The sequence below is a fragment of the Streptomyces sp. NPDC001828 genome (assembly GCF_042892175.1).
Lineage (GTDB): Bacteria > Actinomycetota > Actinomycetes > Streptomycetales > Streptomycetaceae > Streptomyces.
The window spans coordinates 520,464-543,500 of the sequence record NZ_JBIATV010000002.1; the positions used below are offsets into that span (position 1 = coordinate 520,464).

Genomic DNA, 23,037 nt, shown 5'->3' on the forward strand with positions numbered 1-23,037 from the left:
CCCGTGACCGCGCTCGCCAACATCCCCGAACAGCTCCTGCCGCTCGCCGTCCCCATCGGCGGACTGACCCCGTACCACCGCAACCCCCGCACCGGCGACCTCCCAGCCATCGCCGAGTCGCTGACGATCAACGGCCAGTACCGGCCCGTTGTGGTCAACGTGGGCACCCACACGGGGCGGCCCAACGAGATCCTGGCAGGCAACCACACCGTGGCCGCAGCCCAGCAGCTCGGCTGGGAACACATCGCGGCCACCTGGATCGACGTTGATGACGACGCGGCGGCCCGCATCGTCATCGTCGACAACCGGACCAACGACCTCGCGGGATACGACACCGCCCTGCTCGCCGAAGTCCTCTCCGAGATCCCGGATCTCGTCGGCACCGGCTACGACCGCGAGAGCGTCGACCGGCTCCTGGATGACACGTCGCTGCCCGAGACGCTGGAGCTGACCTCCGACGGAGCGGGCACCGGAGCAGCGGCCACCGTGGACTACCTCCAGTGGGGCTACCTCCAATGGGAGTCCAAGCGCGTACGCATCACCTCCGAGGAGGTCGAAGCCCTCAACGCCATCTACACGAAGTTCGTAGACGACACCAACAGCGACCTCGGGTTCGGCTGGCACGTCCTCCAGGAAGCCCACCAGGAGGGCGACGCGGCATGAGCAAGGCACCCACCACCACCTTCCACGAGTCGTACCCGCTCGACCAACTGCGCCCCGCCGACTACAACCCGCGCCGCCTCAGCGAAACTGCCTTCGTGCGGCTCCAGGCATCACTCCGCCGCCACGGCGTCGTCAAGCCGGTCATCCTCAACGCGGACGGCACGCTGGTCGCGGGCCACCAGAGGACCAAAGGCCTCCAGGCCATCGGACTGACCCACACGCCCGCGGTGATGCTCGGAACAAAGGTCCGGCTCCAGGACGAGATCCAATTCAACCTCCTGCACAACCGGGTCGAGACCGAGGCCAGCGTCGTCTACGCCGAACCCGGCGAGATCGGCTCGTGGTCCTGGATTCCGTGGCAGTCCATCCGCGTGGCCGAACGGAAGAACCTCAGCTTCATCAACGCCATCGGCCACATGACCGCCGGCCACGGCCCGTGGGGCAGCGTCGTCATCGACGACCAAGGGCGCATCGTCCTCAACGCCGAGTACGCCGCCGTCGCCTCGTTCTCGCGCTTCGACCTCCTCGCCTGGACCGTGTCCTCAGCCGACGCCGCTCAGCTCCACGCCGACCTGACCGGGGAATACGGCGTCTACGACTGGAGCGCCATCGAGGACAAGGCCCCGGTCTGGAATCAGCACATCGTCCAACCCAAGCGGCTGCGTAAGTTCTCCTCCAAGGCCAAGGCCGGAAAGCTCGCCTACGGCTCCGAGACCTGGGACCAGCTCGTCACGCCCTGGCTCAAGCCCACACAGCGAGTCGTGGACTTCGGCGCCGGGTACGGCGACTACGCCAAGCACCTGCGCGCCAAGGGCTTCACCATCCATGACTACGAGCCCTACCGGTGCCGGGACGGCTCGTACGCCGTCGACATCCGGGCCGTCGTCGGCATGATCCGCGACATTGCCACGGACATTCGGGCCAACGGTCTCTACGACGTCGTAGTCCTGGACTCCGTCATCAACGCCACCACCTCCCTCGACTACCAGCACTGGGTGATGACCACCGTCAACGCCCTGTGCGCGGCCGACGGAGTCGTGTGCCTCGGGACGCGAAGCCTCGCTCGCGAACTGCGAGATGAGCAGGCCAAACGCGTCACCTCGCAAACCGCGACCACGAAGATGAGCTTTCTCGACGACGACAACGTGGAAATGAACTTCGTCAAGGGGAAGTGGCAGAAGCTGCGTTTCCACACGCCGGAAACGCTGGAACCCATGCTCCGACGCTACTTCAAAGACGTGAAGGTAACCGACCTCAGCGGGTCCAACCTCAAGGCAACGTGCCGCCGCCCCATCGCGCTACCAAAAGAGGAATACGAGAAGGCTTTCGAAGAAGAATTCAACATGCCCTACCCGAACGGTTTTCGACACGACAGGCATCTGGAATTGGTGGGAAATTTGATAAAATTGGTAGTAGAGAGAAACGAATCTCTCGCCAATTAGAGAAGCCGTTGGGGAGCGCATGTCGCAGCGAATACAGATCAGAATTGAATCGCGAAGTCGGTATCACATCATGTGGCTGGCCGGCGTTCGGCACGTCGCCCTCGACCAGCACTGCCTGCGCAGCTTTGGCCAGCCCGACCGTCCCCGCGTCGACGCTCGCCGACGGCACCAGACCCTCGAACTCCCGCAGGACAACCCTCCGCTGGCCTGGTACCTGTGCGCCCTGCCCAACCCATGGAACTGGAGCCAGAACGCCCACCTGGCATTCGAGGGCGCCCCGGGCGACGAGTGGGAAGGCCCTGCCCTCGTGCCCGGCCTCATCGTCCACCTCGACAATGCTCGCCCCATTACCGGATGGGGCGAGCACAACATCCCGCGAACGGAACCGCGCCGGAACTCTGTGCGCTACCGCACCTGCCGGAACTACCAGTTCGCTTGGTGGCTGCGGGCTCACCGCAATGCGCCGGATGCGCCGCCGGATTTCATCCCGCCCAGGAAGCCAGGTGAGGGCGAGCAAATGTCACTGATGTGACGGCGGCGCTGGCGCGGCCGAATCCGCCTCGCCACGCCGCTCCACGCCGATCGCTGATCGAGCAGGTTCGCACTGCACCAGGTCGGCGGTCGGCGCACCTACACCCTCCTGCGCAGGCGGCGTCCCGCCGCCTGCCGAACAGTTCCGCTCGCTGTCTTCCCGAAGAGTGCTGCGCAGCTCGCGCCATGCCCTGATCAAGGGGATGATCTGCCCCAGGATTCCAGTCAGGACAAAGATCAAAACCGAGATCACGCCCGACCAAGCAAGAATCCAAAGAACCGCAGAGGAGTCCACCGTTCGGTCCCTTTCTATACAGGGCCGAACTGAACGCGGGCACGCATACTCAGCTCGGCCACAACTCGTGGCTGAACTGAGTTCCGTACCAGCGATAGAAACTCAGGACCTTTCTGGGTTTCAGAGCATGTGTCGAAAGTGGTTCGCTCCTGTCCGTGCACCGTAGCGTCGGGCAGGTCGCTGGATCCGCCCGGACTTTCGGAGCACCCGGGACTGCGCGCCCTCAACTGTGGGGGCACTGCCCGGACTTCCAGCCGACATGCTAGTGGGGCGCAGAGTCCCTGTCTGCGGAACAGGTGACGTAGCGGGCCGCCGATTCCGTCGACGGTGCGATCATGGACCCGGGCGCGGGGGCGCACCCGAGCTGTAGAGGAACCCCGCCGTGGGACGCCCCGACAAAGCCGCGCGTGCGGCCATCGCCCGCCGCCGCTCGGACGCTATCGACCTACGCCTCGCCGGCGTCGACTGGCTGACCATCGCGCGCAAGCTCGCCGCCGACCCGGCAGCCAACTCCGACGGCATCGCCTACCCCCAGGGCTATGGCATCGAGCGGTACCGCAAGAACCAGGACCCGCCCACCGACGAGGCCCTGATCCACGCCGCCTGCCGGGACGTACGGGCGGCACTCGCCGACCGCCGCGCCGAGCTGAACGACGACGTCGACGAGCTGCGCGCGCTGGAGGCCGACCGGCTCGACCGGCTGTTCTTCGTGGCGTACAAGAAAGCGGTCCGGGACCAGGACCTCGCGGCCATCGACCGAACCCTGCGGATCATGGAACGCCGCGCCCGGCTCCTCGGCCTAGACATGCCCGCCCGCGCTGAGCTGTCCGGCCCCGACGGCGGGCCAGTACAGATCGAGAATGTCACCGCCGACGAACTCGACGCACTGATCGCCCTCACCGACCCGGACACCGAGTGAGGCCCCGCGACAACGCGAGCGCCGTAGCCCACTACAAGACGCTCCCGCCGGCCCAACGCCGCGCCATCGCTCGCTCCGCTTCCCCAACGTTGCGAGCCGAGCTGGCACGAGCGGAACGGCAGTTGGCCATGGACCGCTCGCCGGGAGCCCTCGCCGCCGTCCTCACCGGCGGGCGGGAGATGCAGGCGCCGCACCTCGACCTGATCGACCAAGCGTTCATCGACATGGCCGAAGGCCGGTGCGACCGCGTCATGCTCACCATGCCCCCGCGGCACGGCAAAAGCCGCAGAGCCTCACGGTGGGCACCGCTCTGGTACCTCCGGCGCAATCCCGGCCACCGCATGATGATCGCCTCCTACTCTGCCGACCTGGCCGACGACCACGGTCGATGGATCAGGGACGCCATCCACACCTGGGGCGACGACCTCGGCATGCATCTCAAGCCGGGCAGCCAGGCCGCCAATCGATTCGACATCGTCGGCGGTGAAGGCGGTCTGCTCGCCGCCGGCCTCGTCGGCGGCCTCACCGGACGAGGCGCGCACATCGCCATCGTCGACGACCCAGTCAAGGACATGGCGGACGCCGACTCGCCGACCATGCGCAAACGCGCCTGGGACTGGTGGACCTCCGTCATCCAGACCCGCCTCGAACCCGCCGGCGCCATCTGTCTGATCCAAACCCGCTGGCACGAGGATGACCTCGCTGGCCGGATCCTCGCCACCGAGCGCGATGAATGGCGCGTCATCGACCTTCCCGCCCTCGCAGACAGCCCAGACGATCCCCTGGGACGAGCACCCGGTGAGGCTCTGTGGCCACAGCGATTCGACGCCGCCCACCACGCCCGAACCCGCAAGCGTGTCGGGGAACGAGTCTGGGGCGCCCTCTACATGCAGAAGCCTCGGCCCCCCGAGGGCGGCGTGTGGAAGCGCGAATGGATCGACACAGCCAGAATCAACGCCGTTCAGTTCTCGGGCGTCGACATGGCGCGCATCGTCGTAGCCGTCGACCCCGCGGGCGGAGAGTCCACGGTCGGTGACGAGACCGGGATCGTCGGCCTGGGCCGCGACTTCGACCGCCACCTGTACGTCCTGGCTGACCGCTCGGGCTCCATGGGAGCCAACGACTGGGGCCTGGCTGCATGCCGCCTCGCCCTGGAGCTGAAGGCAGACGCGATCGTCGTCGAGAAGAACTACGGCGGCGACATGGCCCGCCAGATCGTCACCCAGGCCTGGGAGCAACTACGCAGAGAAGGGGTGACACAGGGGCTCCTCATGCCCATGATCCTGGAAGTCACCGCGAAGGTTGGTAAGCGGCTGCGTGCCGCCCCCGTCGCCCAGCTCTACGAACAACAGCTCGTCCATCACGTGGGCGACTACACCGACCTGGAAGACCAGATGGCCACGTGGGTCGAAGGTACGGACAGCCCCGACCGCATGGACGCCGCAGTACATGGACTGACAGAGCTTGCTGACCCCGATCAACTCGATACCCTGCCTGGCGAAGTTGATGACGGCCGCTTCGACGGACGCCGTTGAAACGAATTTGGACTAGACCACTCGCGCTCGAACGCCCTGGGCACCTACCGATATCGGTAGGTGCTGTACCGGTGACCGGCCTGGGGGTGCTCCTGAGAAACTGCCCGAAGAGTAAACGGCCCCCCGCGTCAGGTCCGAGAGCTCGCCGTCTCCCCGACAGTCAAGCCGCCATCCTGGGAACGTTCCCAGGACCTACTAGTCACTAGTAGGTGATGCTGGCCTAGCACCCTTCAACTTGAGGTGTGCTCAGCCGGCTCGGCGGGCCAGCACAGTGGGAGGGGGGCGCGCGACGCCCTGTGCCGATCAACAGTTGAACTGTTGGACACATGTTGGGAACCAGTCGCCAGTCCTGCGTCGTACCGCTATCGTCAGGGTTGGAGGGGCACCCCTCCAGCCCTTTTGTTGAGTGAGCACCGGCCGCCGAATGCGTTGCCGTCGCTGACGGCCGATGCCCACAGGTGCGGCCTACTGGTCGCCGAGGTGACTGCACATCCAGATCATGATCTGGATGAGAAGCCATGCTTGGCGGCCAGTAAGGCGCCGCCGATTCCTCGAAGATCCATGCTTCCCCATCTCGCCCTCCCTCCACAGTCAAGAGCTGTAGGAGCTCGTACACGAACATGTGAACGAGCGGGCAAGGCGGGGCAGTTGTAGCCGTCCGCCCACGACCCTAGCCATTGGCTGCCTGCTGTGATGCCGCTTTCCCTGATCTGTGGATGAGTGCTGCGGGGACTCTCCTGGCGGGAGGCTGTTGCCGCGCTGCTGATAGCGTCAACGCTGTGACAACTAGGGGAAGTTGGCTCGCTTTTGTCGCCATCGGGTTGCTTGCGTTGGGGGCCATAAGCGGTTGCTCTGAGACGAGGAGCACTCTGGGGGTCGAGGGGCAGAAGGCCGCGAATCTGTCTCGGGTTCGGGAGGTGTATCAGCTCGGCCGGAAGGAGGGGCTGTCGCTTCAGCGCCAGAAGCTGCGGCAAGGCGCTGCGCCCACCCACTCGGCGCCGAGCAAGGACGAGTGCGCCACGCGGTGGAGCGAGCTCGGGCAGCAGGAGAAGACGCTGGGGGATCAGGCGAGCTTCGTCGCGGCGTGCTCCGAGTTCCCGACGCCGGGCACTCCCGGTTACGAGCAGGCGGTGGCCGAAGCGACCGGTGTGAGCGCAACGCCGTAACCTGATCTTGCGGCGCGGGGCCGACTGCCTGGAGGGGCATTGTGGGCCTGCGCGCACTGATCACTGACGTATGGAGCTGGCTGGACTACAAGCCAGCCATGGCCGACCCGCGCCGGCCTGGCCGTAACGCCTGGGCAGAGCTGACGTCGTCGTGGGTGCCGGACGAGGATCTCCGTCGACTCGCCGCGTACCGGCTGCTGGCCGCCTACGACTCCAACCAGGCCGGGCAGGTCGCCGAGGTGACCGGTGACGACAAGGACGGCACCGAACGCCGGGAACTCGGTGACCCTTCCAAGCTCGTCGACACCGCCCTTGGCTACCTCCTGGGCGCGGACCAGACCATCACGGTGGCGGGTGCGGAGCATGCCGACGACGAACCCACCGCCGAAGCCACCATGGCGCTGGCAGTACAGGACAGGCTGCGGTCCTGGGCGGAGAAGGAACTCCTCCCACTACGCGTGCAGCAGGCCGAGCGCACCGCGATCCTGCTGGGCGACGCCGTCTACACCCTCGCCTGGGATCCGACGAAAGGCCGTGTCCTGCTGCGGACTTGGGACCCAGGCCTGTTCTTCCCGGAGTGGTCGGAAGACGGCGAACACAACGGTGCCGACTTCCCGCTGCGCGTACACCTCGCCTGGGACATCCCCGAGGACGAACGGCGCGGACTGAAGGCACGGCTACGGCGCATCACCTACGAACTCGCGCCCATCGGCCCCGCGAGCCGCCGCGGCGAGGCCAAGGACGGAGCCGCAGCCCGCGAATACCTCTACACCGACACCGGCGAACCGATCCTCATCCCGGGCGACACTCTTCATCCCGACACCGGGGCCATCACCCGCACCTACCCGTGGGCGCCCGGCAAACCGACACCCTGGACGTGCTACCTCACCGACGCCGAATGGGAGCTGGACGACCTCAACCGCAGCGACATCCTCTACGACCTGCCGCTCCACAAAGCCACCTACCGAGTTCGTGCCGACGGCGAAGTCCTTGACCGGCTCGACTTGATGGCCGACTTCCTTCCCGTCGTCCACATCACCAACAGCATCCCGACGAGCGGCGACCACTGGGGCAAGCCCACCATCGCCACCGTCCTCCAGGCCCTCGACGAACTCTCGGCCACCGACACCGACAGCTCCGGCGCCAGCGCCACCACCGGATCCCCGATCATCGGCCTCGCCGGAGCACGCCTCCCCATCGACCGCGCCACCGGCCAACCCCTCCCCGTCAAAGTCCGGGCCGGGACGGTATGGCAGCTCAACGACAACGGCCGCATGGACGCCCTCGACACCTCCGCCCAGCTCGCCGAACTCCGCGCCCGCGTCGACCACCTCCTCGACCGCATCGCCGCGAACTCCCGTCTCACCGCCGCCGGCCTCGGCACCCTCGACCCAACAGCCCTGCCCTCCGGCTACGCCCTCCAACTCGCCCTCGGCCCACTGGACTCACTTGTCGCCGCCATGCGGCTGGCCCGCACCCACAAATACGCGGTCCTGCTCCGCATGGTGCAACGCCTCCATCAGGCCGGACAGGCCGAAGGCTGGCCCGCGGGGGAGTCGCTACCCGCACGGCTGATGTGGGGCCCGCACACCCCGACCGACAGGGCCGCAGTGCTCGACGAAGTGGTCAAGGGCGTCGGTGCCGGAGTCCTGTCCGTGGAGACCGGTATCCGCATGCTGATCGACGTCGGGTACCCCATTGAGGACGCCCAGCAGGAGATCGAGCGCATCCAGCAACGCGCCTTCGAAGCAGCCGCACGCCTTGCGGACGCCACCGGGGACAATGCCGCGGTCCGCAAATTCCTCGGTCTCCCAGCTGCTGGCCCGGAGATCCCGCCTGCACCCTTGGTGCCCTCCTCGCAAAGCGTTCAGGCCCAGAGGGCTCCGTCGGCTCTCGGCAGGCACGGGGACAGCGCCGGGTGAACCGGTGGTGATGCTGCGGCACGGCTGTCTCGGCGAGTGCAGGAGCCGGGCAACGCATGGTGCGACTAGTGCCTAGGGGACTTCCCCGCGGTGGACGTGTGCGCCCGCTGTCCCTCGGTGGAAAGGACATAGACAGCAACGTTCAGGCGCTGTGTCGCGGCCGCCATGGGCCGAGGACGCGCACGGAGTTCGGGGCGGCAGGAGAGCTCTAATACTGTGCGTCCGCGCTGCCCTCACCAGCCGCATTGTTCTGGTTCACGTCTTCCACGTTGATGGGGCCGCGACTACCGGGCAGGTCTGCCCCGTCGCAGTGATTGAGCGGGGTTTCGATGGGGAGTGCGGCTAGCAACCCTGCTGCGGCTGCACTGCCGTTCCTTGTGGCATCGCGGCTCTGCGCAGCGTCGGTGTTGAAGCATGAATTGTCGTGCGACGGGGACGCGACGACGATGATTCCTCCCGCTGCCGCGGGGGCCGCTGCTGCGAGCCCGGTCCCGATGGTTGCTGCGGCTACGGCGAGCGCGGTGACGGTGCGGCGCGGGAGCATGCCGTGGAAACGATGGGGCTCGGGTTCGGTCACCGCGACACGAACCCGAGTGGCCTTAGTGAGATGGCGGCCCTTTCTTGGCTACCTGTCGCGAGGGGGCCTCATCGGGTCGTAGGTCCACGAGTTGTCGCCCACTCCCCAAACGTTGACCTGCCACCCAAAATTGAGCTCTTCCCTCGCCTTGGAAGTTGCCTGGCCTGCGGTGTAGACGGCGAGCGTCTTCCCATCCTGGCCCACGGCGGCAAGACCTGCGGGGAGGACGGTTCCGTTGGTAACCACGATCACTGGCTTCCCATCGCGGTATTCGATGGCCAGCGGGGTGATGTCTTCGGCTTTGACGTCCGACAGGGGCACGCGCACGGGGTCGGCTTGGGTTGCTGCGGGCTGGTACTGCGCCGGTGCCGGGCCTTTTGAGTTGGGTGCGTTCTCGGGCATGTATGTCCCTTCCGGATCAGCGCGACGCCGACCCGGTCACAGCCTCGCAGTGCACAGCGTTATCAAACGGAAACACGTGGCTAAATGGCTGGTACTCGACAGCATGGCGCGAAACGAACCTAATGGGCTGGAGGTGAGCCCCCATGCCCCCGAAAGCCCCGCTCCGCGTTTCCGCGTGATGACCCGTGCGACGGTTACTGACAATCGGAGGTGGCCGTTATGAGCCTGGCGCACCGGCGCGAGGCCGATGCGCACTCCGTCACCGAATTCCTCGCTCCAACGGAACGGTTAGGCTGATCATCGGTGCGGGGGCGCTGGAGACCTGTGGATGGTTTACATATGACGCGCCCTTCGCTTCCTCACCCGCTGGTACCGGTTGGCTACCGACGGGACGGGCGGCCGATCTTTCCGATGCTCGGGGCCTCGCCTGATGACGGCTCAAACAATCCCGTGGACGACGGGGCTCCACAGACCGGCGTGACGCAGGAGGACCTGTCGCGGCTGCTGGCCCGCGAGAAGACCCAGGGCGGCCGGACCGCAGTGAAGAAGCTGCTCGGTGATCTCGGCTTCGAGAACTCTGAGGCGCTCGCTGACTTCGTCAATGCCAAGCGGGAAGCCGAGCAGGCCGCGCTCTCGGAGGTCGAGCGGCGCGAACAGGCCGCCGAGGAGAAGCTGCGGGCGGCCCAGGCTCTTGAGGCGCAGGCCGTGGTGCGTGAACGAGCTGCGATCCGGCGCTCTGTGCTCGCTGAACTCGGCGCATCCGGCGAGGACCTGGCCGACGCGGAGCTGCTCATCAACCGGGCCTTGACGGATCAGGCGGATGCCGACGAGGGCACGGTGATGTCGGCGGCCGAGCAGCTGAAGGAGCGCAGGCCCGAGCTGTTCGGCCAGTCCCTCGGCACGGTGCCGCCTGCGCCGGGAGGGTCTCCCGCCGGCGGCCCTCCGTCACGCGTCGGGATTCCGCCGAAGCCCGGTGCGGCCGGTCTGGAGATGGCGCGGCGCCGGGGCTTCGTCATCGACTGATTCACTGCTCAACCCACCGGCGGGCAGGCCGGATCGGGGACCACGCCCCATCTCCTCCGTGGACGACGCCACCGCCTGGTGAGCGTGCGATCCGACTCGCTTCACGTCCACGGAGGACGGCTGTGACACTCCAGCCCATCGTCACGTCGATGACGTACACCGCTGACCGAGCCTGGCTCGCCAGCCTGCATGGCACCAACTCCACGGAGACCATCACCCTCGACGTCTCCAAGCTCACCGCCGGGACGCACTACGCCGCGTCGACCGACACGACCCAGCCCTACAGCCGCGTCCTGTCCGGCGTTCCCGTCGGCAAGATCACCGCCTCCGGCCTGTACGGGGCGTTCGACCCGGCAGCGACCGACGGCCGCCAGACCCTCGCCGGGCACGTCTTCGCCGAGACCCTGTTCGCGCCGGCCGCCACGAAGGTGCCAGCCGCTCTGCTGTGGCACGGCGTCGTCATCGCCGCGAAGGTCCCCGGCGGCATCGACCCCACCAAGGTCACCCCGTCGGTGACCGGCCCGCAGATCCGGTACGTGTGAGAGGCAGCCGACGATGACCATTCAGGACCTGATCAAGAACGTCGCGGCTCGTGACCTGACGACGTTCGCGCGCGCCATCCCGTCCCGTGCCGACCACCTGCTGACCAAGGAGGGCGGGATCATCCCGACGCTGGTCCAGGACGAGGTGAAGTGGCGGGTCAAGGACAACGGGCGCTACGTGAATGCGGCGAAGTACCGCGCATTCGACGCCTCCGTGCCGTTCGCTTCCCGTGAGGCGTGGCAGACCACCCGCGAGGGCATGCTGCCACCGCTGGGCCAGAAGCTTCTCGTCGGCGAGCAGGAACAGATCCTCCTGGAAACCTCCCGCGGGGCCGACGAGGACCGGCTGATCGAGCTGCTGTACGACGACGCCGAGCGCCACGTCGAGGCCCTTCGCTCCCGCGTCGAACTCGCCTGGGGCGATGTCCTGGTGGACGGCAAGTTCTCGCTCGTTGCCGAGAACGGGCTCACCATCGAGGTCGACTGGGGCGTCCCTGCGGGCAACCTGCCCACCGTGCCGAAGCTGTGGTCGGACCCCACCTCCGACCCGATCCGCGACGAGCTGGCGTGGATCCAGTACCTGGATGACCGTGGCGCGCCCTACCCCGAGCTGGTGGTCACCAGCCGGAAGGCGTTCAGCTTCCTTGCCGCCAACGCCGCCTACCGGGCGGCCTACTACGGCTCGGTGAACCCCTCGAACACGCCGACGTCCACGCTGACCCCGCAGCAGATCAACGTGGTCCGCGACAACTACGAGCTGCCCCCGATCACCTTCTACAAGGGGCAGGTCCGCGTCGACGGTGTGCAGACCAAGGTGCTTCCGGAAGACCGGTGGATCATGCTTCCCCCGGACCGCACGAAGTGGGGGCAGACCATCTTCGGCGTGACCGCCGAAGGACTGGCCCTGTCGCGTGGCACCAACCCGGAGATCACCAGGGAGGACCGGCCGGGCATCATCATCACCCGCGGTGCCCAGGACGACCCGGTCCAGATCTGGACCAAGGGAGCCGCCGTCGGTATGCCCGTGCTGCACACGCCCGACGCGCACATCGTGGCGAAGGTGATCTGATGGCACGCCTTTCGACCGCGGTCCATGTCCAGCACCCCGCCACCCGGGAGTGGATCCTGCTGGAGCCCGGTGACGAACCGGCGCCGGAAGTAGCTGCGCAGATCACCAACCCTGATGCCTGGGAGGACGGCAGTCTTGCCGCCAGTCAGGGAGAGCCTGTGCAGGAGGCGGTGGAGACTCCCTTCGGGTTCACCGGGACACCGGAGCCTGTCTCCGAGCCCGAGCCCGAGCCCGAATCGGAGGCGCCTGCGCCTGCTTCTCGGCGCAGGCGCAAGACGGCGGTGGTGGGCGACAGCGATGCGTAGGCGCTCCACCGACCGGGCCGCTGACCGCAGCGGCGAATCGGGAGCCCGCGCCGTCTGCCGCTGGACTATTCACCACTGAGAGCCGAGAGACCCGTCCGCTGTCCCGCGAGGGAAGCGGGCGGGCTTTCCTCGGACGGAGGAGGTAGCTGATGGATCCTCTCGTCATGCCCTGGCTGTTGGCCCAGCTCGGCGTCACCACCGATCAAGCCGACCTCACGCGGCGCTACGCGCGGCTCGGCACCGCACGGGCCGTGGTCGGCGAGGTCTTGGCCGAGCGGCGTTCCAAGCTTCTGGCCGAACCGCTGCGCCTGACCGTCGACGGGGTGGTCACTCTCGACCAGAGCAACAATCTCGCCGGCCTGGAACGCCAGCTTGCAACGATCGAAGAACTCGTTGCCCCGGACGATCCGGTCTCGGGGGAGCCAGGCGTTGACCTGGTGACGGCGCCGATCATCCACGCCCACCGGACCCGGTGAGCGGCCATGCCGTACGCGTGGCCGCCCTTGGTTCCGGGTGACCCCGACGAGATCGCCCGCAGAGTCGCGGCCGTTCTCGACGAGGCGTGGAAACGGCTTGCCGACGGACAGCGGGCGGCGATCATCGCTCTCGCGGGGAACGCACGACGGCCGCACGTGCTGGCCGCGTTGGAAGAGTTCAAGCAAGCCATCCGCGAGTTCCGCAGGCGCGTCGATGAGGAAGCGCAGTCATTCGTCCAGATCCAGCTTCCCCACCTCTACGCGAACGGCGCCCAGGCCGCAGCCGACACCCTCGGCACCTCGTTCACCTGGTCCATGATCCACCGCGATGCGCTCCAAGCCCTGGCCGCCGACAGCTACGCCGACTTCCTGCGCCGCTCCGAAGAAGCCGAACGGATGGCCAGCAAGTTCTACCGCGCGGCCCGTGATACAGCCCGCCGAGAAGTGCCGCTGCTCACCACCGGGAACATGACGGCGAAGCAGGCCGCCAAGAACCTTGCCGACCGCCTGACGGCTGAGCATCAACTCGCCTACGTCGTCTATCGCAACGGTGCCCGCATACCGGTGAGGGCGTGGGCTGAGGCGGCGACCCTCACGAAGAGTGCGGTCGCCTACAACGCCGGAACCTTGAACCAGGCCCGTGAGGCCGGCGTCGGCATTGTTGAGGTCTTCGACGGGTTCGACTGCGGATGGACCTCGCATCAGGACCCGGACAAGGCAGCGCGCACGCTACGGACTGTCGAGGAAGCGGCCGAGTGGCCGATCAGCCATCCACGATGCAGGCGAGCGTTTGGTCCCCGGCCAGACCTCATACCTAGCGGATCGGCGCTCTAAGTTCCTTGCAGCGGAACGGAACTGAGATGCTGGGGGCAGTAACCGAGAGGGGATGGGTAGATGCAGTGGCACGTCCACGGTGAACGGCCGATCTACGAGAACCCGTGGGTGAACCTGTGGCTGGTCGATGTGCAGCAACCAGATGGGCGACGCTGGGAGCACCACGTCGTGCGTATGCGCCACCTGGCGGTCGCTGCGGTCATGGACGAGCAGAACCGGGTGCTGATGATGTGGCGGCACCGGTTCATCACCGACTCTTGGGCCTGGGAGCTGCCCATGGGGTTGATCGAAGCGGATGAGTCTCCAGAGCAAGCTGCGGTGCGAGAGGTCGAGGAGGAGACGGGATGGCGGGTCAAGAGCGTCAAGCCTCTCGTCTACGGGCAGCCTGCCAACGGCATCACAGATTCGGAGCACTTCGTCTTCCGGGCAGAAGCTTCCGAGTATGCGGGACCGCCGACCGAAGTGAACGAGGCCGACCGAATTGAGTGGATTCCCCTTTCGGAGATCCGGGGAATGATCGACCGTCGCGAGATCGTGAGCAGCGGTTCTCTCATCGGTGTGCTGTACCTGCTGATGGACGATGCGACGCGCCACTAACTTATGGCTGACCTGAACTTGGCCTCGAAGCCGACAACGGCCGCTTGGCGGGCGTGTGGAGCGAGCTGTCGGTGAAAGTCCGCCAAGTGGCGCGTCACTCGCGGCGAGTCGACAGTGCTCGTGAGGTCCAGGGCGAGCCCCGCACTGGTGCAGGCTTCGGCCAGGGCACCGGTGCGGAGCTGGGCAGTGGCCAACCAGACGGCGTGGAAAGCTCTTCCACGCCGCTGTTCGTGATTCTCCCGGCGTAGCCCTTCCGCGATCAAGGGGACAGCCCGCTGGTAGTTCCCTAGTTGGGCGAGGGCGATGCCAGTGTCGACGGTCAGCTTTGTCTCGTCGAAATATCTAATCCATTCAGGCAGCGACTCATCATCTTGCGACCTGTCGAAGTGAGTGTGCGCTTTGCTGATTGCGCGATGGCAGGAGGTCGAGTCGTGAAGAGTGGCGTGCGCGAATGCCTCTCTTATGTGCAGCATCGACATGATGCGCGAGCTCTGTGTTGTGTCCCTCACAGCGTCCTGTGCTGCGCTGGCGAGTCGTACAGCCTCCAGCGGGTCGTCTTCGTATGTGGCCTGAAGGCTCATGGACGACAAAACGTTCGCAAGGAACTGGCGATCACCGTTGTCGCCAGCCAGGTCGAGAGCCTGGGTGAAGTACATCTGGGCCAGGCTGTATTGGCGGGCGTCGAAATGTGCCCAGCCGGCCAGACGGGCAAGCTCTGCTGACAGGGTTCGTAGGTCACCGACCACCCCGGGTGGAGCGTTCCGGATCAACCCCTGTGCGTAACGCAACTGGCCAACGATAGCCGGACGTAGTGATGATCCTCCGCTTTCGTCATCGCGCCGCCAGAAGTCCTGAACGGTCGACTTGAGGGCCGCAACGGTGGAGCGGGAAGGCCGCGTCTCCTCGACCTGCTGGAGCACGCTGTCTAGATCGCGCCTGGGAGGCGTTGGGGTGGTTTGGCGGACGGGTTCGGGATCCGGCACTCCGGTGTGTGGGGGTACCTCCCAAGGGCGCTGCGCGAGTCCTAGGAGCGCACCGGGGATTCTGAGCCCGTCCGACACTCTCTCGATGACATCAATGTGAGCGAGGCGTCGTTGCCCCGAGACGATCTCGCCCACCCTGCTGGGAGTCATTCCGCACAAGGCTGCGATCCGTGACGGGTAGATGCCTGCTCGCCGGACGATGCTGAAGATCGTGGCGAAGTCTCGTTGCTGGCAGGCCTGCAACATCACGGGATCTTGCAAGAGCGCAGCAGGTAATTCCTGAGGTTCAGGGCGCTTGCCCAATGGTCCTCCCTGGCGAGCGGACGCCGCGAGCAGGCCGACAACTCCGTTGGATGTTACCCAAGTTGGGTAACCCACGTGTCCTTTGTCGGGCCAACTCATCTGCGGCAATCTCGATTTGCCGCCCAGTACCACTGAGCGGTGCCTGCCGATGGACTCGCGGCAGGTCCTGAGTGGCGAGGGGCAGCCGATGAATCAGCAAAGGGTCATCGAAGCGAGCGGAGCCGAAAACGGTGTGCGGCCGACGTGGCGCGCCGGGCGAGTGGACGTGGGCCTTCTTCGCAGTGATGCAGGAGGGGACACGGTGAGCCGGTACGGACAGGACACGCCCTTACCCGGAGGTTTCTCCAGCGAGACGGACACGATCGTGCGGCTTGTCCAGGGGCTGCGTTCCCATCGACTGCCGCCGGAGCAGGTCGAGGATCTGCGCACGGAGATCCGTCGGCTGCTCGGTCTCATCGGGCCGGCACCGGAGTCGCACAGCGCGTGTCGGGCGGTGGAGACGGCACACTCTTGGTTGATCATGCAGCCGCGTAAGGCCGAGTGTCCGACCCACCTCTTCATCGGCGGCCTGGAGGCAGTGGTGCGCGAGCTCCGCGAACACTGCCCGCCCGTGCCGGTGACAGGTACCGCCGCCGCAGCGGCCTATACCTGCCTGCCTGAGCGCGGCGATCCGCGCACGGTACAGAGCCAGCTCCAAGGCGCTGCCGCGCTGCTCGGCGGCCGCCTCGACCACTACCACCACGACAAGGGCCTGAGGGCTTGGTCGCTGGAGGATCGGCCGGGCTGGCGCCGGATCGAGCGTCTGGTGTCCGCGCGCAGCATCCAGATTCTCGTCCTGGTCACGCTCGATGAACTGATCCCGACGCCAGGCCTCCGCGTCCCGCCCGGGGCGCGCAGAGAGGCCCATTGGGAGCTCCGGCAGTCGTGTCTGCGCCGCGGCGTCCGACTGGCCTGCGTCGATGACTTGACCCGCGCGGTAGGTGCGGCGTGAAGGCCGTGGGTTCGCAGGCGGCACAGGTTACGTTTTCAGACCGTCAGCGGGAGGTGGTGACCTACATCGCGCACGGTGAATCGGCCGTCTCGATCGGCAGGCGCTGCTTCCTCACCGAGTACACCGTCAAGACGCATCTTCGGGCGGCCCGGAAGAAGCTCGGCGTCGGCGCTGCGGCGGAGTTGGTCCACCGCGCGTACGAGACCGGGCTGATTGCCGAGCCGGACCGGCTCGGCCGGCCGGTGGCCGTCTCTGGGATTGAGCAACAGGTACTCCAGCTCATGTCCCTCGGCTGCTGCTACGAAAAAATTGCGTCTGAGCTGGGCAAACGAGAGGGCTGGGTTCGTGAGCGGACCCGTGCGCTGCGACAACGTCTCGACGCGCGCAACCGTCCGCACCTCATGACCCGGGCCCGCCAGGCCGGACTGCTCGGCACACGCTCCCTCCCCACCGAGCACACCTCAACTACCCCAGGAGAAAGCAATGTTCGCTATTGAGCCGCCCTCCCCGGACTGGACTGCCTCCAAAACGGAGGAGCCCCAGACCGATACCGACACTGAGCGATCCCAGGCTCCGGACGAGCCCGCAGGCTCCGCTCAGTAGGCGGCTGCTCATGTACGACAACATCCACTGGAGGGATGACGAGAGCATCTGGGACGGGCGATGGAGGTCCGCGCAGCAGCGTGTCTTCCGTCCGAGTCCGCTGCGCCGACTCGTCCCGCTCCGCCGGATGACCATGGACGAGGCGCTCACGCGACGCGCCGGGAGGCAGGTCACCGCCGACCTCTACGCCCTGGGCATCGAGCCCACCAACTCCTTTACCCGGGCCCGATCCCATGCTCAGACCCGTGGCTGGAGGGTGGGACGAGAATTCAGCGACCCGTACTCCTCTCCCGATCCCACCCAGCGCCCTGGCTGGTCACAGCTCTGCGCCCGCGTGTCCGGCGGCGAGGCGCACGGAGTCGTCGTCATCGGCCAGTCCGACATCACCTCGGACGACTGCATCTTTGAGACGACGCTCGACTGGTTCGGGGAGCGCGGCGGATTCATCGACTTCGTCCTTGCTCCGCACCTTGCCCAGGAACACGGCAACGAGCACACGCACTACTGAACCACCCAAGAGACGTCCGTCTTCCGTCCGGTGAGCTGGGGCCGGTGCCCGTGACGAGGCCCGGATGGAGGACGGATCACCCTCGGCGCAGCACGGCAGTCGGCCCACCCTGTTGGCGGCCGCGCTGCGCCGAGTCCGTTCGTCCTGCATCAGGGAGATAGGAACCACCGATGAACGACGCCCTTGTGTCCGCTGCCGTCCGCTCCTTCACTCCGCCCGCGTCGAGGCGTCGGGTACCGCTCGCCGAGCGCGCGGCCGCCCAGCACGCCGGACGGACCCCTGTCTGCGTCGGCCGTGTCACCACGGCGGCCGTCTCTGTGCCGTCGGCGTCCGCTTTTCAGTCCGCGCTATGAGCGCATCGCATTCAGAACGCCAGAGATCCAGTTTTCGAGGCTCAGCAAGCAGGGACGTGGGCCTGCTTGCTGACGCTCTCACCCACGCTGACCGGGAGTTGTCATGAGGCCGGACGCTTGTCGGGCGGTGGACATGCGGCACTTGGAGGGCCTGGCCTACCTGCTGTCCACTGCCCGCGACCGGCTGGTGGATTGCCTGCCGGGGTGGCGATCGAGGCTCGCGCTGTGCGAGCGGACGGCCACCTCTTACCTGCTGTCCGCAGGGCAGACCATCCCCGCCCTCCTGCGGACCCGTGGTTACGCGCACGCCATCCGCCAGGCTGGCTGGCCGGAGCACTGGACGGAACTAGATGCACCCCTCGACCGGACACTGCCTGTCCCAGGTCGACAAGTCGCGGCCCTGCTCGACGAGGCGATCCTGCGCCGGCACGTCGGCGGCGCGGCGACCATGGCCGACCAGATCGGGCACCTCATTGAGCAAGTTGAAACGCACACCACCACGGTGCTCATCGTGCCGCTCAATTCCCCGACATTGATGCCGTCTGAAACGCTCGGGCACCTCCTCCTCGCAGGAGGCGGCTCGATCTTCACCACAGAAGCCATCGACTACACCATGTACAGCACCGGCCTGACGGCGCGCGCCAGGCGGCGGGACCTCATGGAGGCGCTGATCGCTGACGCCCTGCCTCAGCCGCAGAGCCTCGAACGACTGAGGCAGCTCCAGGCCGACTTCTCGACCGCAAGCTGACGCGCAGGATCTGCACGGGCCGTGTGTCATCTGGGCGCCGCGCTGCGCACTCCCCGGCGCCGGCGGCGCCCTGCTCGCAGAACCGTAAACGGCCCGACCGCGCCCCATGCGGCCGCAAGGCCTCTTCCCGGCAGGTCAATGCGCTGGTCGCCGGGCTTCCCCACCCAATCCACAGACAGGCTATGGGACATGGACGTACTGGTGACCGGTGGCGCCGGCTTCATCGGCTCGCACCTCGTCAAGCAGCTGATCCGCGCGGACGACGTATCTACGGTGACGGTGCTCGACGCCATCACCTATGCGGGACACATCGAGAACCTCAGCGAGGAGCTGCACTCTTCGCGGCTGACCTTCGTGAAGGGCACAATTCTCGACAAGGACCTGGTGGACTACTACGTGCAGCGGAACACGGTCATCGTGCACCTGGCTGCCGAATCGCATGTCGACCGCTCCTTCTACGCGGCCAGCACGTTCGTCATGACGAACGTGCTCGGCACACAGATCCTCCTCAACGCGGCGCAGCGGTTCGGCACCGAACGGTTCGTGCACGTCTCCACCGACGAGGTCTACGGACCGCTGTCCTCCGGCGTCGCGACGGAGGGCGACCCTCTCCGGCCGACCGTTCCCTACGCCGCTTCGAAGGCGGCGAGCGACCTCATCGCTCTGTCCTACCACCAGACCTTCGGCGTCCCGGTGTGCGTAACACGCTCGTCCAACAACTACGGGCCCTGCCAGCACGCCGAGAAGATCATCCCGCTGTTCGTCACGAACCTCCTCCGAGGCGAACAGGTCACCTTGCACGGTCAGGGCGAGCACATCCGCAACTGGCTCCACGTCGAGGACAACTGCCGCGCGCTGGAGCTGGTCCTGCGCAAGGGCGTGTCCGGCGAGATCTACAACATCGGCGGCGGCACCGACCTGACCAACAAGGCGCTCACCGGGCGCCTCCTGGCGGAGTGCGGTGCGGACTGGGGCTCGGTCAGATACGTGCCCGACCGTCGCTCCAACGACATCCGCTACGCGATGGACTGGTCCAAGATCCGTGCGCTCGGCTTCGAACCGCAGCGGACACTGGAAGACGGTCTCGCCGAGACTGTCGACTGGTACCGCCGTCACCCCGACCGCTGGCCCCCCGTCCACCGCAATCCCGAAGCCCCGAAGGCCGAACTCGCCGTCACCACCCTCGCGGGGGCCTGAGCCATGCCCAACGAGCAGACCCCACCGGCCCGGCGCATCCTGGTCACGGGCGTCGGCGCCAACCCCGGCTTCGGCCTGGCCCGCGCCCTTCAACGCCTGGGCCATCACGTCATCTGCACCGACGCCGAGCCGCTGGCGCCCGGCCTCCTGCTCCCCGACACCGTCGCCCGTGTCACCCCGCGCGCCGACCACACCGCCTACGCCGCCACCATGATCAAGCTGTGCCGCGACACGCGACCCCACGCGATCATGGCCGGTATCGAGAACGACCTGGTGCCCCTGCTCAAGGCCCAGCGCGCACTCGCCCGCAGCGGCGTCCGCATGTGGCTCCCCAGCGCCCACTCCCTGGAGACGTGCCTGGACAAGGCCCGCTTCCATCAGGTCCTCACCGCACACGGCATCCCCACCCCGCACAGCGTCATGCCGCACCAGCTCGACGACTTAGCGGCAGATGAGGCGGGTCTGATGGTCAAACCGCGTCGCGGCCACGGGGCACAGAACGTCTACTACTGCTCGACGCGCGAGCAGGCCCGCGTGCTGTGCGAGCTGGTCCCCGATCCACTGATCCAGAGGCGGATCCACGGCCAGGAGTTCACCGCCGACTGCCTGGTGGACCGCGCGAGCCGCGCCTCGGTGATCCTGCGCCGCCGTGATCTCGTCAAGGGCGGCCTCGCCGCGGTCTCCACCACGTTCCACGACGACGGCGTGGAGGAGCAGGTGCGGCAGACCCTGATGGCCGTCGACGCGGCTGGCCTGTGCTGCGTGCAGGGCTTCATCACCGACGGTGGGCCCGAGGCCGTGGTGATCACCGAGCTCAACGTCCGGGTCGCGGGCGGGTTCGCCCTCGCCGAAGCGGCTGGAGCCGACCTGATCGGCCAGACCGTCAACGGCCTGTTCCACCGGCCCGTCGACCACGACCGGCTCGCCTACAAGCCCGGCATCTTCCTCACCCACTACACGGAGACGCTCGCCTTCGGCGACCAGTCCCTGCTGCCCCGCCACGAGGTGACACCGTGACCATGCCACCCTCAGTGCGGCCGGGCGCCGGACGCAACGCCAGCCCCTATCTGTACGGGAGCGAGCAAGACGCCGTGGCGCGGGTCCTGGCCAGCGGCCACTACGGCCACACCCACGTCGTCGACGAGTTCGAGGAAGCCGTCGCCCGTCTCCTGGACGTCCCGGACGCCGTCGCCGTATCTTCCGGCACGGCCGCCCTCCACACCGCACTCGTGGCCGCCGGCGTCACCGCGGGCATGGACGTGATCGTCCCCTCGCTCACGTTCTGCGCGACGATCCAGGCCATCCTCCACTGCGGCGCCCGGCCCCGATTCGCCGAAGTGAACCCCGACACCCTGTGCATGGACGTCCCCGCCGTCCTGGACGCCCTCACCGCCACCACCACCGCCGTCATACCCGTCCTGTACGCAGGGCGCGCCGTCGACCTGCGCCCCATCCACGAGCTGCTCGCCGAGCGCGGTATCACCGTCATCGAGGACGCGGCCCACGCCTTCGGTTCCCACCAGGGTCTTCAACGCGTCGGCGCCACCGGGCAACTGACCTGCTTCAGCTTCGGCCCCATCAAGAACCTCACCTGCGGCCAAGGCGGCATGATCATCCCCCGCACCCGCGAGGAAGCGCACCACATCAGGAACCTGCGCCTACTCGGCGTCGTCGAATCAGCATCCCAACGGGCTGCCTCCACCACCTACCAGGTCACCACCCCGGGCGCCTTCCGCTACCAGATGTCCGCGATCAACGCGGCAATCGGTACCGCCCAGCTCGCCCACTTCACCACCGCCGAGAGCACCCGAAAGCACCTGTGGCGCACCTACCAGAGCGCACTGGCGAGCGTCCCGGCCGCTGCTCTGGTGGATGTCGACATCGACCACAGCGTCCCGCACCTTGTCGTCGTCAAAGTCCCCGACCGCGAACGCGTTTGGACGTTCATGCGGGAGAACGGCGTTGGGGTCGGCGTGCACTACCCGCCCAACCACACCCAACCCGCCTTCGCCCGCTGGCACCGGCCCCTCCCGGATACGGAACGCCTCGGGCAGCAGATCATGACGCTCCCGTTCCACCCGCACCTGACCAGCGACGACATCCGCTACGTCGTCTCCACCCTCCAGCAAGCCCTGGACGCAACCGGAGCCCGCCCATGACCGCAGACCACGCCCCACACCGCATCCTGACGGTGTGCCTGGGCAACTACTGCCGCAGCCCATTCGCAGGCCTCGTCCTCCAAGTCCGGGGAGGCGATGCGCTGGAGGCCCGATCGGCAGGGCTGATCGACAAGTGGGTCGGCGGCACCGCACACCCGAACATGATCAAAGCAGCTCTCCAACGCGGCTACGACCTCACCAGCCACCATCCCGCCCGAGTCGGCAGAGAGCTCATTGACTGGGCTGATCTTGTCCTGGCGATGGACCGCTCCGTCCTCAACCAACTCCACGACATCGCGGGCCAGAACAACACCGCCAAACTACGGCTCTACCTCAACGACGACCGGGACGTCCCCGACCCCATGGGCAAACGCGCACAGGACTTCGCCGACTGCGCCGCGATCATCGAAGCCGGAGCCGTGCCCTACCTACCGTGAGAAGCGGTCCCGCTCCTGCGTCCACCGAGGACCCAGCAGTCGTTGTCTGCTTTGGCAGTTGACGGGTCTGAAGTGGGCTCATCTGGCCTGGACCGTCGTAGCGTCGATGGCGCGCCGACTGACGAGACTTGTAGCCGAGTGGATGGGGCCCAACCTCCATCCCGTCTGCCGGGTCTCTGCGGATCAGGCTGTGTCCCTGGACCGTCCGCTTCGCACCGCAGTGCTGCGCAGACATCGTCTGTCGTTTTTGTGAAGGCCGAGTCCGTGTGGGGAGGAGTTGGCGCGTGCCGTCGGTTCAGCGGGAGGGCCTAGGCGGGCCGTGTACGGGCACATTTCCTTCACGGGTGTGCAGATGGACACCCTGGGGAGGGGGCGGGTTGCCAGGAGGGTGCCGGGTGCGGGATTGTTGCCCGAAGGAAATGATTCCTTTTTGAGTTGGTGAGGTGAGGGATTCGCC

25 protein-coding genes are annotated in these 23,037 nt (G+C 67.0%); 22 read left to right on the forward strand and 3 right to left on the reverse strand.

What is annotated here, in order from left to right:
- Positions 1–3: 3 nt before the first annotated feature.
- The 7 genes from ACFYZA_RS09225 to ACFYZA_RS09255 all read left to right on the forward strand — a co-directional run bounded on the left by ACFYZA_RS09225 (position 4) and on the right by ACFYZA_RS09255 (position 8,473).
- Positions 4–663 carry a ParB/RepB/Spo0J family partition protein gene (locus ACFYZA_RS09225; protein ID WP_388488715.1) on the forward strand — a complete coding sequence of 220 codons (660 nt, stop codon included), beginning with the start codon at positions 4–6 and terminating at the stop codon, positions 661–663.
- Positions 660–2,105 carry a ParB N-terminal domain-containing protein gene (locus ACFYZA_RS09230; protein ID WP_388488718.1) on the forward strand — a complete coding sequence of 482 codons (1,446 nt, stop codon included), beginning with the start codon at positions 660–662 and terminating at the stop codon, positions 2,103–2,105. Before ACFYZA_RS09225 ends, ACFYZA_RS09230 begins: the two co-directional genes overlap by 4 nt.
- Before the next feature lie 19 nt (positions 2,106–2,124).
- On the forward strand, positions 2,125–2,637 hold the full coding sequence (locus ACFYZA_RS09235) for a hypothetical protein (RefSeq protein ID WP_388488720.1): 513 nt from the start codon (positions 2,125–2,127) through the stop codon (positions 2,635–2,637).
- Positions 2,638–3,313: 676 nt separating this feature from the next.
- Positions 3,314–3,850, forward strand: coding sequence for a hypothetical protein (locus tag ACFYZA_RS09240; RefSeq protein WP_388488723.1), 537 nt, complete (start codon positions 3,314–3,316; stop codon positions 3,848–3,850).
- 128 nt (positions 3,851–3,978) lie between these two features.
- Positions 3,979–5,385: a terminase large subunit domain-containing protein gene (locus ACFYZA_RS09245; protein WP_388489409.1), complete on the forward strand. Its 1,407-nt coding sequence runs from the start codon at positions 3,979–3,981 to the stop codon at positions 5,383–5,385.
- 917 nt (positions 5,386–6,302) lie between these two features.
- Positions 6,303–6,551: a hypothetical protein gene (locus tag ACFYZA_RS09250; protein ID WP_388488724.1), complete on the forward strand. Its 249-nt coding sequence runs from the start codon at positions 6,303–6,305 to the stop codon at positions 6,549–6,551.
- Between the two features lie 98 nt (positions 6,552–6,649).
- Positions 6,650–8,473, forward strand: a complete 1,824-nt coding sequence (locus ACFYZA_RS09255) for a hypothetical protein (protein WP_388488727.1) — start codon at positions 6,650–6,652, stop codon at positions 8,471–8,473.
- 208 nt (positions 8,474–8,681) lie between these two features.
- Here ACFYZA_RS09255 and ACFYZA_RS09260 read toward each other — a convergent pair whose 3' ends face one another.
- Positions 8,682–9,050 (reverse strand): hypothetical protein, encoded by a 369-nt coding sequence (locus tag ACFYZA_RS09260; RefSeq protein ID WP_388488729.1) that lies wholly within the window; start codon positions 9,048–9,050, stop codon positions 8,682–8,684.
- Positions 9,051–9,098: 48 nt separating this feature from the next.
- Entirely contained in the window at positions 9,099–9,452 is a 354-nt protein-coding gene (locus ACFYZA_RS09265) for a hypothetical protein (protein WP_388488731.1), read from the reverse strand.
- A gap of 477 nt (positions 9,453–9,929) precedes the next feature.
- Here ACFYZA_RS09265 and ACFYZA_RS09270 point away from each other — a divergent pair, with 477 nt between their 5' ends.
- The 7 genes from ACFYZA_RS09270 (at position 9,930) to ACFYZA_RS09300 (ending at position 14,298) form a co-directional block, all read left to right on the forward strand.
- Positions 9,930–10,475 carry a hypothetical protein gene (locus ACFYZA_RS09270; RefSeq protein ID WP_388488733.1) on the forward strand — a complete coding sequence of 182 codons (546 nt, stop codon included), beginning with the start codon at positions 9,930–9,932 and terminating at the stop codon, positions 10,473–10,475.
- Between the two features lie 122 nt (positions 10,476–10,597).
- Complete coding sequence (locus tag ACFYZA_RS09275) at positions 10,598–11,017, forward strand: head decoration protein (protein ID WP_388488736.1); 420 nt, start codon at positions 10,598–10,600, stop codon at positions 11,015–11,017.
- Positions 11,018–11,030: 13 nt separating this feature from the next.
- The gene (locus ACFYZA_RS09280) at positions 11,031–12,086 is read left to right on the forward strand and encodes a major capsid protein (protein ID WP_388488738.1); all 1,056 of its coding nucleotides are present in this window, start codon (positions 11,031–11,033) and stop codon (positions 12,084–12,086) included.
- Positions 12,086–12,391 (forward strand): hypothetical protein, encoded by a 306-nt coding sequence (locus ACFYZA_RS09285; protein ID WP_388488740.1) that lies wholly within the window; start codon positions 12,086–12,088, stop codon positions 12,389–12,391. Before ACFYZA_RS09280 ends, ACFYZA_RS09285 begins: the two co-directional genes overlap by 1 nt.
- 149 nt (positions 12,392–12,540) lie before the next feature.
- Complete coding sequence (locus tag ACFYZA_RS09290; RefSeq protein ID WP_388488742.1) at positions 12,541–12,867, forward strand: hypothetical protein; 327 nt, start codon at positions 12,541–12,543, stop codon at positions 12,865–12,867.
- A gap of 6 nt (positions 12,868–12,873) precedes the next feature.
- Complete coding sequence (locus ACFYZA_RS09295) at positions 12,874–13,701, forward strand: phage minor capsid protein (protein WP_388488745.1); 828 nt, start codon at positions 12,874–12,876, stop codon at positions 13,699–13,701.
- Positions 13,702–13,761: 60 nt separating this feature from the next.
- Positions 13,762–14,298: an NUDIX hydrolase gene (locus tag ACFYZA_RS09300; RefSeq protein WP_388488748.1), complete on the forward strand. Its 537-nt coding sequence runs from the start codon at positions 13,762–13,764 to the stop codon at positions 14,296–14,298.
- Here the strand turns inward: ACFYZA_RS09300 and ACFYZA_RS09305 are convergent.
- Positions 14,295–15,218, reverse strand: a complete 924-nt coding sequence (locus tag ACFYZA_RS09305; RefSeq protein ID WP_388488749.1) for a hypothetical protein — start codon at positions 15,216–15,218, stop codon at positions 14,295–14,297. The genes ACFYZA_RS09300 and ACFYZA_RS09305 overlap by 4 nt on opposite strands.
- Positions 15,219–15,771: 553 nt before the next feature.
- Here ACFYZA_RS09305 and ACFYZA_RS09310 point away from each other — a divergent pair.
- From ACFYZA_RS09310 to ACFYZA_RS09345, 8 genes are all read left to right on the forward strand, one after another.
- The gene (locus tag ACFYZA_RS09310) at positions 15,772–16,575 is read left to right on the forward strand and encodes a hypothetical protein (protein WP_388488750.1); all 804 of its coding nucleotides are present in this window, start codon (positions 15,772–15,774) and stop codon (positions 16,573–16,575) included.
- 5 nt (positions 16,576–16,580) lie between these two features.
- On the forward strand, positions 16,581–17,072 hold the full coding sequence (locus tag ACFYZA_RS09315) for a LuxR C-terminal-related transcriptional regulator (RefSeq protein ID WP_388489411.1): 492 nt from the start codon (positions 16,581–16,583) through the stop codon (positions 17,070–17,072).
- Positions 17,073–17,188: 116 nt separating this feature from the next.
- Positions 17,189–17,686 (forward strand): hypothetical protein, encoded by a 498-nt coding sequence (locus ACFYZA_RS09320; RefSeq protein ID WP_388488752.1) that lies wholly within the window; start codon positions 17,189–17,191, stop codon positions 17,684–17,686.
- 486 nt (positions 17,687–18,172) lie between these two features.
- Entirely contained in the window at positions 18,173–18,787 is a 615-nt protein-coding gene (locus ACFYZA_RS09325) for a Scr1 family TA system antitoxin-like transcriptional regulator (protein WP_388489414.1), read from the forward strand.
- A gap of 189 nt (positions 18,788–18,976) precedes the next feature.
- The gene (gene rfbB / locus ACFYZA_RS09330; RefSeq protein WP_388488755.1) at positions 18,977–19,984 is read left to right on the forward strand and encodes a dTDP-glucose 4,6-dehydratase; all 1,008 of its coding nucleotides are present in this window, start codon (positions 18,977–18,979) and stop codon (positions 19,982–19,984) included.
- A 3-nt stretch (positions 19,985–19,987) separates the two neighbouring features.
- A complete protein-coding gene (locus ACFYZA_RS09335) occupies positions 19,988–21,001 on the forward strand; it encodes an ATP-grasp domain-containing protein (RefSeq protein WP_388488758.1) in 1,014 nt (337 codons plus the stop codon).
- A 2-nt stretch (positions 21,002–21,003) separates the two neighbouring features.
- Positions 21,004–22,143: a DegT/DnrJ/EryC1/StrS family aminotransferase gene (locus tag ACFYZA_RS09340; protein ID WP_388488760.1), complete on the forward strand. Its 1,140-nt coding sequence runs from the start codon at positions 21,004–21,006 to the stop codon at positions 22,141–22,143.
- Positions 22,140–22,580: a low molecular weight phosphotyrosine protein phosphatase gene (locus tag ACFYZA_RS09345; protein WP_388488762.1), complete on the forward strand. Its 441-nt coding sequence runs from the start codon at positions 22,140–22,142 to the stop codon at positions 22,578–22,580. The genes ACFYZA_RS09340 and ACFYZA_RS09345 overlap by 4 nt, the downstream gene beginning before the upstream one ends.
- Positions 22,581–23,037 lie beyond the last annotated feature (457 nt).